The organism is Falsigemmobacter intermedius (assembly GCF_004054105.1).
GTDB lineage: Bacteria > Pseudomonadota > Alphaproteobacteria > Rhodobacterales > Rhodobacteraceae > Wagnerdoeblera > Wagnerdoeblera intermedia.
Genome location: NZ_SBLC01000007.1, coordinates 1 through 17,245 on the forward strand (window position 1 = coordinate 1; position 17,245 = coordinate 17,245).

13 protein-coding genes are annotated in these 17,245 nt (G+C 63.0%); 7 read left to right on the forward strand and 6 right to left on the reverse strand.

The annotated features are described in order from the left end of the window. Together EP867_RS06305 and EP867_RS06310 are read left to right on the forward strand one after the other, a co-directional pair. The coding region (locus EP867_RS06305) for an EF-Tu C-terminal domain-related protein (RefSeq protein ID WP_241656839.1) at positions 1 to 475 on the forward strand (475 nt) is incomplete at its 5' end. 86 nt (positions 476 to 561) lie between these two features. After that, entirely contained in the window at positions 562 to 957 is a 396-nt protein-coding gene (locus tag EP867_RS06310; protein ID WP_128487361.1) for a VOC family protein, read from the forward strand. A gap of 139 nt (positions 958 to 1,096) precedes the next feature. On the opposite strand, the gene EP867_RS06315 is transcribed toward EP867_RS06310, so the two are convergent. Then, positions 1,097 to 3,391 (reverse strand): DNA topoisomerase IV subunit A, encoded by a 2,295-nt coding sequence (locus EP867_RS06315; RefSeq protein ID WP_128487362.1) that lies wholly within the window; start codon positions 3,389 to 3,391, stop codon positions 1,097 to 1,099. Between the two features lie 158 nt (positions 3,392 to 3,549). On the opposite strand from EP867_RS06315, the gene EP867_RS06320 reads away from it, so the two are divergent. Further along, the gene (locus tag EP867_RS06320; RefSeq protein ID WP_128487363.1) at positions 3,550 to 4,065 is read left to right on the forward strand and encodes an SH3 domain-containing protein; all 516 of its coding nucleotides are present in this window, start codon (positions 3,550 to 3,552) and stop codon (positions 4,063 to 4,065) included. A gap of 68 nt (positions 4,066 to 4,133) precedes the next feature. On the opposite strand, the gene EP867_RS06325 is transcribed toward EP867_RS06320, so the two are convergent. Beyond that, the gene (locus EP867_RS06325) at positions 4,134 to 5,795 is read right to left on the reverse strand and encodes an NAD+ synthase (protein WP_128487364.1); all 1,662 of its coding nucleotides are present in this window, start codon (positions 5,793 to 5,795) and stop codon (positions 4,134 to 4,136) included. A gap of 150 nt (positions 5,796 to 5,945) precedes the next feature. Between EP867_RS06325 and EP867_RS06330 the strand changes: the two genes are divergently transcribed. The 3 genes from EP867_RS06330 (at position 5,946) to EP867_RS19785 (ending at position 8,567) form a co-directional block, all read left to right on the forward strand. Then, positions 5,946 to 7,514 (forward strand): MORN repeat-containing protein, encoded by a 1,569-nt coding sequence (locus EP867_RS06330; RefSeq protein WP_128487365.1) that lies wholly within the window; start codon positions 5,946 to 5,948, stop codon positions 7,512 to 7,514. Continuing rightward, complete coding sequence (gene recO / locus EP867_RS06335) at positions 7,511 to 8,251, forward strand: DNA repair protein RecO (protein ID WP_128487366.1); 741 nt, start codon at positions 7,511 to 7,513, stop codon at positions 8,249 to 8,251. The genes EP867_RS06330 and recO overlap by 4 nt, the downstream gene beginning before the upstream one ends. Before the next feature lie 145 nt (positions 8,252 to 8,396). Beyond that, a complete protein-coding gene (locus tag EP867_RS19785) occupies positions 8,397 to 8,567 on the forward strand; it encodes a hypothetical protein (protein WP_164888781.1) in 171 nt (56 codons plus the stop codon). A gap of 57 nt (positions 8,568 to 8,624) precedes the next feature. Here the strand turns inward: EP867_RS19785 and gltB are convergent, their stop codons facing one another. The 3 genes from gltB to EP867_RS06350 all read right to left on the reverse strand — a co-directional run bounded on the left by gltB (position 8,625) and on the right by EP867_RS06350 (position 15,470). Continuing rightward, positions 8,625 to 13,163, reverse strand: a complete 4,539-nt coding sequence (gene gltB / locus EP867_RS06340) for a glutamate synthase large subunit (protein WP_128487367.1) — start codon at positions 13,161 to 13,163, stop codon at positions 8,625 to 8,627. A gap of 113 nt (positions 13,164 to 13,276) precedes the next feature. Further along, on the reverse strand, positions 13,277 to 13,972 hold the full coding sequence (locus EP867_RS06345; RefSeq protein WP_128487368.1) for a hypothetical protein: 696 nt from the start codon (positions 13,970 to 13,972) through the stop codon (positions 13,277 to 13,279). A gap of 61 nt (positions 13,973 to 14,033) precedes the next feature. After that, positions 14,034 to 15,470: an NAD(P)-dependent oxidoreductase gene (locus EP867_RS06350; protein WP_128487369.1), complete on the reverse strand. Its 1,437-nt coding sequence runs from the start codon at positions 15,468 to 15,470 to the stop codon at positions 14,034 to 14,036. Positions 15,471 to 15,703: 233 nt separating this feature from the next. Between EP867_RS06350 and EP867_RS06355 the strand changes: the two genes are divergently transcribed. Next, a complete protein-coding gene (locus EP867_RS06355; protein WP_322099000.1) occupies positions 15,704 to 16,498 on the forward strand; it encodes an undecaprenyl-diphosphate phosphatase in 795 nt (264 codons plus the stop codon). 30 nt (positions 16,499 to 16,528) lie between these two features. On the opposite strand, the gene EP867_RS06360 is transcribed toward EP867_RS06355, so the two are convergent. Beyond that, complete coding sequence (locus EP867_RS06360; protein ID WP_128487371.1) at positions 16,529 to 17,188, reverse strand: DUF1796 family putative cysteine peptidase; 660 nt, start codon at positions 17,186 to 17,188, stop codon at positions 16,529 to 16,531. Positions 17,189 to 17,245: the final 57 nt, after the last annotated feature.

Sequence of the window (17,245 nt, forward strand, 5' to 3'; positions counted from 1 at the left end):
CAACGTTGGTGACGAAGTCGAGATCGTCGGCATCCGCCCGACCTCGAAATCGACCTGCACCGGCGTGGAAATGTTCCGCAAACTGCTCGATCGCGGTGAAGCCGGCGACAACATCGGCGCCCTGCTGCGCGGCGTTGACCGTGACGGTGTTGAGCGTGGTCAGGTTCTGTGCAAACCGAAATCGGTTAACCCGCACACCCACTTCGAAGCTGAGGCCTACATCCTCACCAAAGAAGAGGGCGGCCGTCACACCCCGTTCTTCGCGAACTACCGTCCGCAGTTCTACTTCCGCACCACCGACGTCACCGGCATGGTCAAACTGCCGGAAGGCACCGAAATGGTGATGCCGGGCGACAACCTGAAGTTCGAAGTCGAACTGATTGCTCCGATCGCTATGGAAGAGAAGCTGCGCTTCGCAATCCGTGAAGGCGGCCGTACCGTTGGTGCAGGCGTCGTCGCTAAGATCATCAAGTAATCAGGCCCGGGTCTTCCCGGACTGACCGGAAAGGCCGCTCCCCGGAGCGGCCTTTTTCATTACCCCCGTCCCTCACAGGAGCCCCCATGGCCCGCCTTGTCCACTCCATGATCCGCGTCCTCGATGAGGCCCGCAGCCTCGCCTTTTATGAAACCGCCTTCGGCCTCAAAATCGCCGACCGCCTCGATTTCAAGGATTTCACTCTCGTCTATCTGAAAAATGAGACCGGCGATTTTGAGCTGGAACTCACCATCAACAAAGACCGGACCGAGCCCTATACCCACGGCGACGGCTACGGCCATCTCGCCGTCGTGGTCGATGATGTCGCGGCCGAACACGCCCGCCTCGAGGCCGCAGGGCTTGCTCCGCGCAAACTGGTGGACTTCCGCAACGGCGACACCCCGGTTGCGCATTTCTTCTTCATCGCCGATCCCGATGGCTATCAGATCGAAGTCATCGGCAAAGGCGGCCGCTTCCGCTGACGCCGCGACCCGGCTTTGGCTTTTCCCAAATACTCCCGGGCGGGGTCCGGGGAGGGCAGGCAGCCCTCCCCGGCCTCACCACGAAAAAAGCCGGCACCCATCGGGCACCGGCTTTTTCACACTCTGACACGCTCCGGCGTCAGTTGAACTTATTGTCCTGCGGGAAGCCCCGCGGTGCCATCCGCCCCGCGGTCGAGCGTTTGGCCAGCCATTCGCCCAGATCCGGCTCGTGCCGCGTCCGCCCGGCGGGATCTTTCCACTTCAGACCTTCGGAATAGGTCAGCGTCACCGCATCCGAAAGACCGCCGTCCTTATACTTCTGCAGCTTCACACCCTTGCCCCGGGCCATCTCCGGCAGCTCCGAGACCGGGAATACCAGAAGCTTGCGGTTCTCGCCCACGACCGCCAGGTGATCCCCGGTGATCGGGCGCACGAGGGCCGCTTTCACCCCGTCGCCCACCGTCAGCACAGCCTTCCCCGCCCGGGTCTGCGGCAGAGCATCCTCAGCGGTGACGACAAAGCCATCCCCCGCCGTTGAAGCCACAAGCAGCTTTTCTCCCGCCCGCCAGATCCGCACATCGACGATCTCGCAGTCATTGGGCAGATCGACCATCAGACGCAGCGGCTCACCCATGCCGCGCCCGCCGGGAAGATTGGCCCCGAGAAGCGAATAGAACCGGCCATTGTCGCCGAAAATCATAATCTTATCGGTGGTCTCAGCGTGGAAGGCAAAGCGCGGACCATCGCCGTCCTTGAACTTCTGCTCGGCCTCAAGGTTCACATGGCCCTTCAGCGCGCGCACCCAGCCCATCCGCGACAGGATCACGGTGATCGGCTCGCGGTCGATCATCGCCTCCATCGGCAGGGCCACAACCTCACCGGCCTCCGCCAACAGCGTGCGCCGCTTGCCTGCCGGGGTCTCAGAGCCAAAGAACATCGCCACCTTGCGCAGTTCCTCGGCAATCTTACGCCACTGCTTTCGCTCAGACTCCAGCATCGCCTCAAGACCGGCGCGCTCTTTCATCAGCTCATCGCGCTCGCGGCGCAGCTCCATCTCTTCGAGACGACGCAGGCTGCGCAGACGCATATTCAGGATCGCTTCGGCCTGAACTTCCGTGAGCTCGCCCTCCCCTTTCGGCGGGGGCACATAATCCTTCTCAGTCAGCGCGCGCGGATAGGTCCGGGCCCATTCCTCACGCATCAGCGCGGCGCGCGGCTCGTTGTCATAGCGGATGATATCGATCACCCGGTCGAGGTTCAGGAAGGCGATGATAAAGCCCTCAAGCACCTCAAGACGGTGATCGATCTTTTCCATCCGGTGACGCGAGCGGCGCAGCAGCACTTCGCGGCGGTGATCGAGGAAGGCGCGCAGCACCTCTTTGAGCGAGCAGACCTTAGGCGTGCGCCCGTCGATCAGCACGTTCATGTTAAGCGAGATCCGCACTTCCAGATCGGAGTTGCGGAACAGTTGCCCCATCAGCACTTCGGGATCAACTGTCCGCGCCCGAGGCTCCAGAACGATACGAACATCCTCGGTGGATTCGTCGCGCACATCGGCCAGCAACGGCACTTTCTTCAGCTGGATGACTTCGGCCAGCTTCTCGATCAGCTTCGATTTGGCGACCTGATAGGGAATTTCCGTGACCACGATCTGCCAGTTGCCCCGGCCCAAGTCTTCCTTTTCCCACTTCGCGCGCAGACGAAAACCGCCGCGCCCCGTGCGATAAGCCTCACGGATGGTCGCCGCATCTTCCACCAGAACCCCGCCCGTGGGGAAATCCGGCCCGGGAATATGCTCCACCAGCGCATCGTCGCTGAGATCCGGGTCCTGAATCATGGCCAGCGAACCCGCGATCAGCTCACCGATGTTATGGGGCGGAATATTGGTCGCCATGCCGACCGCAATTCCGCTTGCGCCATTGGCCAGCAGGTTCGGGAAGGCGGCAGGCAGCACCACCGGCTCACGCAAAGTGCCGTCATAGTTCGGGCGGAAGTCGACCGAATCTTCATCAAGCCCTTCCAGCAGCGCCTCAGCCGTCGCCGCCATCCGCGCCTCGGTGTAGCGTGCTGCTGCCGGGTTATCGCCGTCGATATTGCCGAAGTTTCCCTGGCCATCCACCAGCGGATAGCGCATGGCGAAATCCTGGGCGAGACGCGCCATGGCATCATAGATCGCGGCATCGCCATGCGGGTGATAGTTGCCCATCACATCGCCGGTGATTTTCGCCGACTTCCGGTAGCCCCCGTTTGAGCCAAGGCGCAGTTCGCGCATCGCATAAAGGATGCGGCGGTGCACCGGCTTCAGACCGTCACGCGCATCGGGCAGCGCCCGGTGCATGATGGTCGAAAGCGCATAGGTCAGATAACGCCCGCCGATGGCGCGGGTGAGGGACTCGGAGGTCAGTCCGGTTTCTTCTTCGGGTGTGCTGCTCATACCTAAGGGATGTAATCTGCCCCCCGCCTTCGGTCCAGAAGGAATTGCGCCGCAGCCGGCGGGCTACCGCTGTTAACCCGCGGTTGAAAAGTGATCCGCTTCGGAACCCTGGCCCTCAGCAGGCGGTTATCTGCCTGTTCCCCGTAAAGGGTCTTGCCATGTTACGTCTTGTTAGTCTTCTCACACTTCTCGGTGGCGGATTTGTCGCCGCAACCGCCTTTCTGGGCGACCAGCCGCCTGCGCCTGTGGCCCCGGCAACAGGCATCAGCCGCGCGGCTGAAGCCACGGTCGCATCAGCACCGGCAGAGCTGCCGCCTGCCGTTCAGCGGATCGCCGATTCGCCTGTGGATCTGCCCGGCGTCAGCTTCGCGGCAGGCCCGGTCATCCTCGACAATGTGGCCCCCAGCGAAGCCATGGTGCAGCTGGCGGCCGCGGAAACCGCGCGCCCTGCCCGCGCCGGCCTGAGCGATGGTGCCGCTTCCGGATTTCGCCAGGTGACCGCACGCAGCGCCAATGTGCGCGGCGGCCCTTCAACCCGGAACCCCGTTCTGGGCCGTCTGTCGCAGGGCGATGAGGTCACGGTGGTCGAGGATGGCGGCAATGGCTGGTTTCTGATCCGCGTCGAAGGCGATGGCCTTGAGGGCTGGATTTCAGGCAGCCTTCTTTCAAGGTAAGCCATCCCGTGAAACCAGACGGCCGGAGCGGTGATCCCGCCCCGGCCGTTCATTTTTCTTCCGCTGCCTCAGAGGTTGTCGCGCCAGCCGTTCACAATCGGATAGCGCCGGTCAAGCCAGAAGGCCCGTCCGGTCAGCCGGGTGCCGGGGGCTGACTGAAAGCGCTTCCATTCGCTGATGGCGATCAGATGCTCAATGCGTTTGACGGTCTCGCGCTCATATCCGGCGGCAACCAGTTCGGCGACCGACAACTCCCGGTCCACCAGCCCCTCAAGGATGGCGTCCAGCACCGGATAGGGCGGCAGGCTGTCTTCATCCTTCTGGTCGGCCCGCAGTTCGGCTGACGGCGGCTTGTCGATGACGCGCACAGGGATCACCTCACCCGCCGGGGCCTTCATCCAGGGGCGGTGGTTGGCATTGCGCCAGCGGCAGGTCTCAAAAACGCGGGTCTTATAAAGGTCTTTAATGGGGTTATAGCCCCCAGCCATATCGCCGTAGATGGTGCAATAGCCGACCGCCACTTCCGATTTATTCCCCGTGGTCAGCAGCATGGCGCCGAATTTATTCGACAGCCCCATGAGCAGCAGCCCCCGGATGCGGCTTTGGATGTTTTCCTCGGTCAGATCGGCCTTAGTGCCGGCAAAGAGCGGCGCAAGCGCCGCTTCAATGGCCGCACGCGGGCCGTCGATTGCCACGGTATCAAGCCGCGTGCCCAGCGCGCGGGCGACGCCTTCGGCATCCTCCAGCGAATGGGCCGAGGTATATTCCGAGGGCAGCATCACACAATCCACATTCTCAGGGCCCAGCGCATCCGCGGCAATCGCCGCGACCAGCGCCGAATCGATGCCGCCCGAAAGCCCCAGGATCGCCCGCGAAAAGCCCGACTTGCGGAAGTAATCCCCCAGACCAATGACCATGGCGCGGTAATCCGCCTCCCAGGCATCGGGCTGCGGCGCAAGGGGCCCGGGCACCGCTTCCCAGCCGTCATCGGTGCGGCGAAAATCGACGAAGCGCATCTCATCGTCAAAGGCCGCCATCTGCACCGCCAGACGCCCGCCGGGGTTCAGCACGAAAGAGCCGCCGTCATAGACCTGATCGTCCTGCCCGCCGGTCATATTCAGATAGACCAGCGGCAGACCGGATTCGACCACCCGCGAAACCATGACGATCTGCCGGACCTCCAGCTTGCCGCGCTGATAGGGCGAGCCGTTGGGGACCAGAATGATCTCTGCGCCGGTCTCGGCCAGGGTCTCGATCACATCCGGGTGCCAGGCGTCTTCGCAGATCGGCGTGCCCAGGCGGATGCCCTTGCAGACCCAGGGACCCGAGACCATGCCTGAGCGGAAAAGGCGGCGCTCATCAAAGACTTCGTCATTGGGCAGGTGATGCTTGCGGATCACCGTCTCAATACGGCCGCCCGAAAGCACATGCCAGGCGTTGTAGATCCCGCCCTCACCATCGGCCTCCGGAGCGCCGATCCCCAGCGCCGGACCATCGGCGCAATCCGCAGCCAGCTTTTGCAAAGTGGCGGCCACATCGCGCAGAAAGGCCGGGCGGCGGATCAGGTCCTGGGTCTGATAGCCGGTCAGAAACATCTCGGGCAGCATGACCAGATCGGCCCCGCCCTCACGCCCCGCAGCCCAGGCCTCACGGGCCTTCGCGGCATTGGCGGCCAGATCACCAACCCTGGGGTTGGCCTGAACCATGAGCAGGCGAAACGTATCAGCCATCGCGGGGTCCTTTATCTCAACATTCAGGGTTTTAGACGCCCCTGCTGCGCGAGGGAAGCACCAAAGGGGGGACGCTTGCGTCACCCCCTCCGCGCCATTACGCTGGCGGGTGATCTTCCGGCCTTTTGGCTCCCCTGAAGGAGAGACGTCATGCCCATCCGCGGCCTGCGCAAAGTCTTTGCCGCAAGTCTCACCCTGTCGCTGGCCGTTCTGGTCTCGGGGACCATCGGCACGGCGCAGGAAAGCGGGCTGAAGCGCTATTCTGACGGCTCTGTCTATGACGGTGAATTTGTGAACGGCCGCCCCCATGGTCAGGGAACCTACCGCCTGCCCGATGGCTATGAATATATCGGTTCCTGGGTTGAAGGGGAGATCCGCGGCGAAGGCCGGGCACGCTTTGCCAGTGGCGCGGTCTATGAGGGACAGTTTGTCGCCGGAAAGCCTGAAGGTCAGGGCCGTATCACCTTTCCCGACGGGGCCAGCTATGAGGGCAGCTTCAAAGACGGCCGCATGACCGGAGAGGGCGTGTCGCGCTATCCCGGCGGGGCTGTCTATACCGGCCCGATGGTCGCGGGTCTGGCAGAGGGGCGCGGCATCATGGAAGAGCCCTCGGGCTACCGCTATGAGGGCGACTGGCGCGAGGGGCGCCGCGAGGGTCAGGGCCGGATCACCTATCCCGATGGCTCCACCTATGAAGGTGAGGTCAAAGACGGTCGCCGCGAGGGTCAGGGCCGTCTGACCATGCCGGGCGGTCTCACCTATGAGGGCGGCTGGCGCGACGGTCAGATGGACGGCGAGGGCCGCCTGAAGCTGGCCGATGGCACCCTTTATGAGGGCCGGTTTGAAAAGGGTCGCCGCGCCGGAAAGGGCGTGCTGACGGGGCCGGACGGCACCCGCTATGAAGGCGCTTTCGCCGGCGATCTGCGCGAGGGTGAGGGCCGCGCGGAACTGGCCGGGGGCCTCGTCTATGAGGGCAGCTGGCAGGGCGGCGCGATGACCGGCAGGGGCCGTCTCACATGGCCCGATGGCACCCATTATCAGGGCGATGTGGTCAATGGGCAGCCGCAGGGCCAGGGGAAGATGGAATGGAAGAACGGCGCCAGCTATGAGGGGGACTGGCAGGCCGGGGCCATGACCGGAGAGGGCGTCTCGCTGCTGGCCGATGGCAGCCGCTATGAAGGCAGCTTCATGCAGGGACGCCGTCACGGCAAAGGCATTCTGACCGAGCCGTCGGGCTACCGTTATGAGGGCGACTGGGCCGACGGACGCCGCCACGGCACCGGCACCGCCGAATATCCCGACGGCTCTCATTACACCGGCCCGTTCCGCGAAGACCTGCGCGAGGGGCACGGCGTTCTGGGCCAGAGCGACGGCTACCGCTATGAGGGTGAGTTTACCGCCGGAGCCGCCACCGGTCGCGGCACGGCACGCTGGGCCGATGGGGCGGTCTATGAAGGCAGCTTCCGCGAGGGCCGCCCCCATGGCGAAGGCACCGCCACCTATCCCACCGGAGATCAGGTCAGCGGCACCTGGACCAACGGGCTTCTCACAGCGCCCGCCCCCTCTACCCCCGCCGAAGAGGCTCCGCCCGCCCATGCGACCGGAGAGAGCGGAGAGGCGGCGGATGCCGCAGCCCTCGCGGCAGCAGCGGCCGCGGCTGCAGGTGCGGCTTCTCTTGCGGCCAGTCCTGCGGCACCTGCGGATGCGGCCGCAGAGTGAGTCTCGACTGGCAGGGCGAAGGGATTGTCCTTGCAACCCGCCCCCACGGCGAGGGATCCGCGATCCTGACGGTGCTGACGCCGGATCTGGGGCGGCTCTCGGGGTTGATCCGCGGGGGCAGCGGCAGGCGGCTGACACCGGTGCTGCAACCGGGCAACCGGCTGCGACTGACCTGGAAGGCGCGGCTTGAGACCCAGCTTGGCACCTTCACCGCTGATCCCGTCCGCGCCCGCGCCGGCCTGATCATGGCCGACCGTCAGGCGCTGGCGGCGCTGAGCTCGGTCTGCGCACTGTTGATGGCCTGCCTGCCGGAGCGCGAACCGCACCCCGCGCTTTTTGAGGCCAGCGATGCGCTGCTGGAGGCGCTGGTCGGGGTGAAAGACTGGCCGCTGCTCTATCTGAAATGGGAGCTGGGACTGCTGGAGGAACTGGGTTTTGGCCTTGACCTCAGCCGCTGTGCGGTGACCGGGGCAAGCCAGGGTCTGGCCTTCGTCAGCCCGAAATCCGGTCGCGCCGTGACCTGGGAAGGGGCTGAGGGCTGGGCCGCAAAACTGCTGCCCCTGCCCGCCTGCCTGACCCGCAGCACCGGCATGGCCGCGAGCCCCCAGGAGATGCAGGAGGGGCTGCGCCTGACCGGCCATTTCCTCGCCCGCGCGCTTGCCCCGGATGCCGCGCATCACCGCGAGATCCCCGCTGCAAGGCAGCGCCTGCCGGAGATCTGCAGCCGACAGACCTGAGCCACCCGGCGCCAGGACGCCCCTGCGGCAGGCTTTCGGCCTTAAAAAGCAAGGAAAACGGCAGAAAAACCCTCACAGATTGTTGACTTGCCCCGCTGCATTCTTCAGGGGGGAGTTTCTCTATTCTCTAAGGACTTACTCCGCCATGCGCATTCTGACCGTTCTCGCTGCCTGTGCCGCACTCACCGCCTGCAGCGCTGTCGATAAGACCGCTGACACCGTCAACACCGGTGCTAAAACGGCCGGCACCATCGCGATCATCGGTGCAGTGGCCGCAGGCGCTGCAACCGTTGCGACCGCGGCCGTCGGCGGCTGATCGGGCCGGATCTGACACAGGGAAAGGGGCACCGGATCTCTCCGGCGCCCCTTTCTTTTACTCTGCCGGGATCGCTTCGCGTTCATCCGAGAGCGGATAGGGCAGATGGACCAGCATCTCTTTCGGGCAGACCTGCAGGAAATTCCCGCGCTCCGACGCCCAGTTCTGCAGGATCTCACCGGCCTTGCGGCTGCCGGTTTCGGCGAAGTGACGCTCAATCAGCCCCTTCAGCTGCGCTTCCCAGTGGCTGTGACCAAGGCCACAGGTCAGCAGCGTCTCTCCATTGACGTGATCTTCCGCCGTGCCTTCCGGGTCATAGAGATAGGCCATACCACCCGTCATCCCTGCCCCGAAGTTCGCCCCGATCGAGCCGAGGATCACGGCCACACCGCCGGTCATATATTCACAGCCGTTGGAGCCGCAGCCCTCAATCACCACGCTTGCCCCCGAGTTGCGCACGGCAAAACGCTCCCCCGCGCGGCCCGAGGCAAAGAGGAAGCCATCGGTTGCGCCGTAAAGCACGGTATTGCCGATGATGGTGTTCTTTGAGGCATCGAGCGGCGAGCCCATCGGCGGACGCACGGTGATGATGCCGCCCGAAAGACCCTTGCCGACGTAATCATTGGCATCGCCCTGCACTTCGATCTTCAGACCGCGCACCGCAAAGGCACCCAGCGACTGACCGGCGGAACCTGCGAGTTTCACCGTCAGGTGATCGGGTTGCAGCGAGTTGCGCATGCCGAACTTGCGCACGATATGGCTTGAGGCGCGGGTGCCGATGGTGCGCAGAGTGTTCTGCACCGCATAGGACAGCTGCATCTTCTCGCCGTCTTCGAAGAAACGCGCGCCATCGCGGATGATTTCCGCATCCAGCGTATCCGGCACCGCATTGCGCGGTTTCGAGCGGTCATAGACCACCTGACGCGAACCATCGACCGAGATCAGCAGCGGGTTCAGGTCCAGGTCATCGAGGTTCGCAGCCCCACGGCTCACCTGCATCAGGCAGTCGGCACGGCCGATCACCTCATCCAGCGAGCGTGCGCCCAGCGAGGCCAGCAGTTCACGCACTTCCTGCGCATAGAAGGTGATCAGGTTCACCACCTTATCGGCATTGCCGGTGAACTTGTTGCGCAGCTCCGGGTTCTGCGTGCAGACGCCCACCGGGCAGGTGTTCGACTGGCACTGACGCACCATGATGCAGCCCATGGCGATCAGCGCAGCGGTGCCGATGCCGAACTCTTCCGCACCCATCATCGCCGCGATGATGATGTCACGACCGGTTCGCAGCCCCCCATCCGTGCGCAGCGTCACACGCTCCCGCAGGTTGTTCATGGTCAGAACCTGATGCGCCTCGGTCAGACCCATCTCCCACGGAAGGCCCGCGTATTTGATCGAGGTGCCCGGGGATGCGCCGGTGCCACCGTTGTGACCCGACACCAGGATGACGTCAGCCTTCGCCTTGGCCACACCGGCCGCAATCGTGCCGACGCCCGAGGAGGACACCAGCTTCACCGTCACTTTGCAGCGCGGGTTGATCTGCTTCAGATCGTAGATCAGCTGGGCCAGATCTTCGATCGAGTAGATGTCGTGGTGCGGCGGCGGCGAGATCAGCGTCACGCCCTTGGTCGAGTGACGCAGACGCGCAATCAGCTCGGTCACTTTCATGCCCGGAAGCTGGCCGCCTTCACCCGGTTTCGCGCCCTGGGCGACTTTGATCTCAAGCTCTTCGCAGGCGTTGAGATATTCCGCCGTCACACCAAAACGACCTGAAGCCACCTGCTTGATCTTGGCGCAGGGGTTGTCGCCATTCGGGAAAGGATGCTGGTGCGCCGGATCTTCACCGCCCTCACCACTGTCCGATTTCGCGCCGATGCGGTTCATCGCGATGTTCAGCGTCATATGCGCTTCGGGCGACAGCGCCCCCAGCGACATGCCCGGCGTCACAAAGCGCTTGCGGATCGAGGTGATCGATTCAACCTCTTCAATCGGAACCGGCTTGCCCAGCGGCTTGATGTCGAGAAGATCGCGCAGGTGGATCGGCGGGTTCGAGCGCATGCGGGCCGAATACTGCTTCCACAGATCATAGCTCGCGCGGTCACAGGCCGCCTGCAGCATATGCATGGTCTGCGCTTCCCAGGCGTGTTTCTCGCCCGAGCGGCGGGCTTTGTAGAAGCCACCAATCGGCAGAACATTGCTGTCAGCTTTCCAGCCTTTGGCGTGGATTTCCGCCGCCTTATCCTGGATGCCGTGCAGGCCGATGCCCGAGATGCGCGAGTGCATGCCGGGGAAATATTCGGCCACCATGGCGCGCGACAGACCCACGGCCTCAAAGTTCAGACCACCGCGATAAGACGAGATCACCGAGATCCCCATCTTGGCCATGATTTTCAGAAGGCCCGCGTCAATCGCCGCGCGATAGTTGCGCATCGCCTCAACGAGCGTGCCTTCCATCAGGCCGCGCGCAATGCGGTCGCCGATGCTGTCCTGCGCCAGATAGGGGTTCACCGTGGTCGCACCACAGCCGATCAGCACCGCGAAGTAATGCGGATCGATGCATTCCGCAGACCGCACGTTGATCGAGCAGAAGGTCCGCAGGCCCTTGCGGGTCAGCCACGAATGCACGGCCGAGGTGGCGAGGATCATCGGGATGCCCGCACGATCCTCATTCTGATGCTCATCGCTCAGCACCAGCTGACCGGCACCGGAATGCACGGCGTCTTCGGCCTCATGACGGATGCGCTCAAGTGCCAGGCGCAGGCCGTCCTGATCGGCATCAGCCGGGAAGGTGCAGTCGATGTAAGCCACCTGCTCACCGAACTGCTTCACCATGGCGTCGAATTCCGCATTCGCCAGGAAGGGGCTTTCGAGCACCAGGATCTCGGTCTGCGCCGAGCTTTCATCGAGCACGTTCTTCAGGTTGCCAAAGCGCGTCTTCAGCGACATCACCCGGCCTTCCCGCAGAGAGTCGATCGGCGGGTTGGTGACCTGAGAAAAGTTCTGGCGGAAGTAATGCGAGAGCGGACGATAGACTTTTGAGAGAACCGCAGGCGGCGTGTCATCGCCCATCGAGGCAATCATCTCTTTGCCGTCTTCGGCCATCGGTGCCAGAACCTGCTCCAGCTCTTCGATGGTGTAACCGGCTGCGATCTGGCGCTTTTTCAGTTCTTCGCCTTCAAAGCGGACCGGCTCTGGCAGCGCATCAAGACCGGGCGAGAGTTCGACAATCTTGCCGACCCATTCGCCATAGGGCTGGGCTGCGGCGAGTTTGTTCTTCATCTCGGTGTCGTGGTAAAGTTTGCCCTCAGCCATATCGACGGCAATCATCTGCCCCGGGCCAAGCGCACCTTTCTCGACGACCGTGAATTCATCCACCGGCACCATGCCCGCTTCTGAGCCCGCGATCAGCAGGTTGTCCCCGGTCACCACATAGCGCATCGGGCGCAGGCCGTTGCGGTCCAGACCGCCGCAGACCCAGCGGCCATCGGTCATCGCCAGAGCGGCCGGGCCATCCCAGGGCTCAATGACCGAGTTGCAATAGGAATACATATCCGCCCAGGCCTTGGGCATATTGTCGGTCTGTTTCGACCAGGCTTCCGGCACCAGCATGGTTTTTGCCATCGGCGCCGAGCGGCCCGAGCGCACCATGGCTTCAAAGACCGCATCGAGCGCACCCGAGTCCGAGGTGCCGCCCGGAATGATCGGCTTGATGTCTTCCGCCATGTCACCGAAGGCCGAGGAGGCCATGCGGATCTCATGGCTCTTCATCCAGTTGACGTTGCCCTTCAGCGTGTTGATCTCGCCGTTATGGGCCAGCATGCGGAAGGGCTGCGCCAGCCACCACTGCGGGAAGGTGTTGGTGGAATAGCGCTGGTGATAGATCGCGAAGGCCGATTCAAAGCGCGGGTCTTCGAGGTCGGGGTAGAAGACCGCGACCTGCTCTGCCAGCATCATGCCTTTGTAGATGATCGAGCGGCACGACAGAGAGCAGAGGTAGCAGCCATAGATCCCGGCAGCGGTCACGGCTTTCTCAATCCGGCGGCGGATAATGTAAAGCTCGCGCTCAAACTGCTCCTGGTCGATGTCTTTTTCGCAGCGGATCAGGATCTGCTCGATCTCCGGGCGGGTCGCATTGGCCTTTTCGCCCAGAACCGAGACATCCACCGGCACGTGACGCCAGCCGTAGATATAATGGCCCATCCGCAGAACTTCGGTTTCCACGATGGTCCGGCAGCGCTCCTGGGCGCCGAAATCGGTGCGCGGCAGGAAGACCTGGCCCACGGCGATCAGCTTGGAGGCATCGGGCTCATGGCCGGTGCGGCGGATCACATCGTTGAAGAAGGGAACCGGGATCTGCACGTGGATGCCCGCGCCGTCGCCGGTTTTGCCATCCGCATCCACCGCGCCACGGTGCCAGATGGCCTTCAGCGCATCGATGCCCGACTGCACCACTTTGCGCGAGGGTTTGCCATCGATGGCGACCACAAGGCCCACACCGCAGGAGGAATGCTCATCATCCTCACGGTAGAGGCTGTGCTCACTCATAAAGCGGCGCTTGGCTTCCTCGGCGGCAACCCATGCCTCATCATACCTGGTCATAGCTCACTCCTCAGGGCTGGCGGCGAGCGAAGCGCGGCGGCTTCGGTCACTGGTCTTGGCGGTGCCGGGGCGACCCGGCGAAAATCTGGTTCAAAACAGCGGGCGGCGGGGCGTTACGGCAGGGCCGCCAGCTGGGCAGTGCAGTCATATTCCGGTGTGACCGAGCGAAAGCCCGCATCCCCCGGCTCATCAAAACGCACCGGCGACCGGTCGATGCGCTCGCGGCCCTCGTCGCCTTCCCAGGTGCTCGGACCCGAGAAAAACAGCCGCCAGCCGCGGTGGATAAATTCCTGACCCGATGCGGTGCCGATCAGCCGGCCCGATGGGGTCTCTTCACGAAACTCAAAGGCGGTCTCTTCCAGCTCGACACCGTCGATCACCGTCTTTTTGCCCGTCAGCCGGTCAGACCCGATATAGCGGATGGCCCCGCCCCCCGCGGCGTTTTGCGTGAAGTCATAGCTGTCCGCCCCGGTCGTGGTCAGGCCGGTGAAAGAGGCGGGGTCCGCAGGTCCGGGCACCAGACGGATATCCTCGCCGCTGGTCAGGTCGATCGACTGCAGCCATTCGGTTTCCGCATTGATCCGGCTGAGGAAGTAAGGCCCCTTCAGATCGAAATCGACGCGCCACTGATCTCCGGCCGGATCGGCTTTGCAGATATAGTGGTGCGAGACTCTGCAACCCTTGGCCTGAACGGTGAGATAGACCTCACAGCCATCGGGCGGGGTGAAAAGCCCCGAGGCCTGTGCGGGAAGTGCAACTGCAACGAGACCAAAGGAAAAGGCTGCAACAGCCCGCCAAACCCTTCTCAAACCTGCAACACCACCGCACATTTCCATCCCTCCGGTGGACCCGGTCCCGCCGGGCCGCTGGTTACTCAGCCGCGATCTGACGACCCGCGCCGAGGTAATTGACGATCGAGGCGGCCGCTTCACGTCCATCACGGATCGCCCAGACCACCAGCGAGGCCCCGCGCACGATGTCACCCACCGCAAAAACGCCCGGCAGGCTGGTCGAATGGGTGGCGAAATCCGCCTTGATGGTCCCCCAGCGGGTCACGGCCAGTTCCGGCACATTCCAGAGGGTCGGGATCTCTTCAGGCTCAAAACCAAGCGCCTGGATCACCAGATCGGCGGGCTCAATGTAGTCAGCGCCCTCGATCACTTCCGGTGCCTGACGGCCCGAAACATCCGGCGCGCCAAGGCGCATTTTCTGCACGATCACGCCTTCGACATGTTCGCCGCCGGTGAAACCCTTCGGCGCGGTCAGCCAGACGAAATCCACGCCTTCTTCTTCGGCGTTCTGCGTCTCACGCTGCGAGCCCGGCATATTGGCTTTATCGCGGCGATAGAGGCATTTCACCGAAGTCGCGCCCTGACGGATCGCGGTGCGCAGGCAGTCCATTGCGGTGTCGCCACCGCCGATGACCACAACGCGCTTGCCGGCGGCGTTCAGCTCGCCCGAGTCGAATTCCGGCACTTCGTCCCCGAAGCTCTTGCGGTTCGAGGCGGTCAGATAGTCGAGCGCTTTCACCACACCTTTGGCGCCCGAGCCCGGCGCGGTGACTTCGCGCACCTTATAGACGCCGGTGGCGATCAGAACCGCATCATGCTGGCCGCGGATCGCATCAAAAGAGATATCCTCGCCGACTTTACAGTTCAGAACAAAGGTAACGCCGCTCTGCTCAAGCTGCTCGATGCGGCGCAGAACGACCGGCTTTTCCAGCTTGAAACCCGGAATACCATACATCATCAGACCACCCGCGCGGTCATAGCGGTCGTAAACCGTGACCTGCACACCGGCGCGGCGCAGCATATCGGCGGCAGCCAGCCCCCCGGGGCCCGCGCCGATGATGCCCACGCTTTCCGCGCGCTCCACCGAAGGCCGCACCGGCTGCACCCAGCCGTTTTCCCAGGCGGTATCGGTGATATATTTCTCAACCGAGCCGATCGTCACGGTGCCATGCCCCGACTGCTCAATGACGCAGTTGCCTTCGCACAACCGGTCCTGCGGGCAGATACGGCCGCAGATCTCGGGGAAGGAGTTGGTGGCCTGGCTGACTTCATAGGCCTCCTGCAGGCGGCCCGTGGCGGTCAGGCGCAGCCAGTCGGGGATATTGTTCGACAGCGGGCAGTGCGCCTGGCAGTAGGGCACGCCGCACTGGCTGCAGCGGCTGGCCTGTTCGGTGGCTTTGGCGTCGGCATATTCACGGTAGATCTCGTAAAAATCCTGCGAGCGAGTTTCAGCTGCGCGCTTCTCGGGCATTTCTTTGCCCAGCGACACGAACTTCAGCATTTTCTCAGCAGCCATACCGGGGCCTCCTACCTAGCGCAAAAGCTGTGTAAATCAGCACATTCTTCAGTAAAAGTCAGCATGACTGACCTATTTGTACGATTTTTCAGCCTCAATGCCAGAGTGAGGCAAAATTATTTAAAAATCAGGTAACATAAACTGACCTATATTCTCTCTTCCCTCCCGAAGCCCCCAGGGGGCAGGGTGCCGGCAGCGAATCACGAGTAACCCGAGGCCCGCGCATGCCACTGATGATCCTCTGTCTGCTTGCCATTGTGCAGGGCATCACAGAATTCCTACCGATTTCTTCATCGGCCCATCTGATCCTGCTGCATGAGATCAGCGGCCAGACCCCCAACGCGCTTGCGCTTGATGTCGCGGTGCATATGGGCTCAATCGTGGCGGTGCTGATCTATCTGCGCACGGAAGTCATGCAGGTGCTGCGGGGCTGCCTGCAGTGGCTGAGCGGCAACCGTGACACCACCGACGCCCGCCTTGCCCTTTGCCTTGTGCTGGTGACGATCCCCACACTCATCATCGGCGCGATCCTGGCCGTCACCGGCCTCGTCGATCAGCTGCGCAATCCGACCGTGATCGGCGTCACGATGATCGTCTTCGGGATCTGGCTCTGGTGGGCGCATAAAACCTCGCCCGAAGAGCGCGGGATGGACGACTGGCGCCTGAGCGATGTGGCGAAAATGGGTCTGTGGCAGGCCGTGGCGCTGATCCCGGGCACCTCACGTTCGGGGATCACCATGACCACCGCACGGCTTTTGCGCTTCAAGCGCCATGCGGCGGCGAAAATCTCAATGCTGATGTCGATCCCGGTCACGCTCTCGACCGGTGGATATCTCGGCATCAAGGTGGCCAAAGACGGTATGCCCGACGGCCTCTGGGCCGATGTCGGTCTGGCCGCCCTGCTGAGCTTTATCGCGGCCTATATCTCGCTCGTGCTGATGATGAAGTTCCTGCACAGAGTCAGCTTCACGCCCTATGTGATCTACCGGATTATCCTCGGGGTGATCCTGCTCGTGGTCACGATCTGACAAAAGCCCGCCTCACGGCGGGCTTTTTCATCAGCTGAAATGCTCCAGCGTTTGCGCAAGCAGGCTGCGCCAGTCCTCAGCCGCAAAAGCATCCGCCTTGCTATGGGGCGCAAAAGAGCTGACGTAGCCGCACAGAATATGCTCCGTCACAGGCTTAACCGTGGCAGCCAGGCCCTCCTGCCCCGCTGGTTTCACCCACAAGAGACGCACCGGGCGACCAGCCTTCCCGCTCAGCAGTTGCCAAAGCGCCATTATGGCCTGCGGGTCGGGATTACGGCTCTCTTTCAAAACAAAGATCGTGCGCTCGTCACTCAGGCTCTCGTGAAAGCGCTTGTAGAAATACTTTATCTTTCCCGCTTCTGCCTCATAAAGCGGCCGGCGTTCCTCTTCAGGCAAAACGAAGGTGAGGTTTTCCCCGGCTCGGGCGGAGTGCATCCGACTGTGAAACGCAATGTCATAGACGACATCACGGACCATATCCGGCGCATGCGGAACAAGGTTTTCAAAGGCAAAAAACCCCTCAAAATCGCGCCGGATCGCGACCGTTGTGGCCTCAAGCGAGGTTGAGAGCCAGCGAAACATACCAGAGTTCCCGTTCCCGGCCGCCTCGAGAACAAAGCCCACCTCACAATTGTGACCCAGGCTTTCAAAACGCTCACTTCCTGCCAAAGGAAGAACCTTTACCACCATGTACCGCTCCCTGCCGTAGAGGCTTCGAAAACTACTAAACCAAGAACTCCGGCAGCC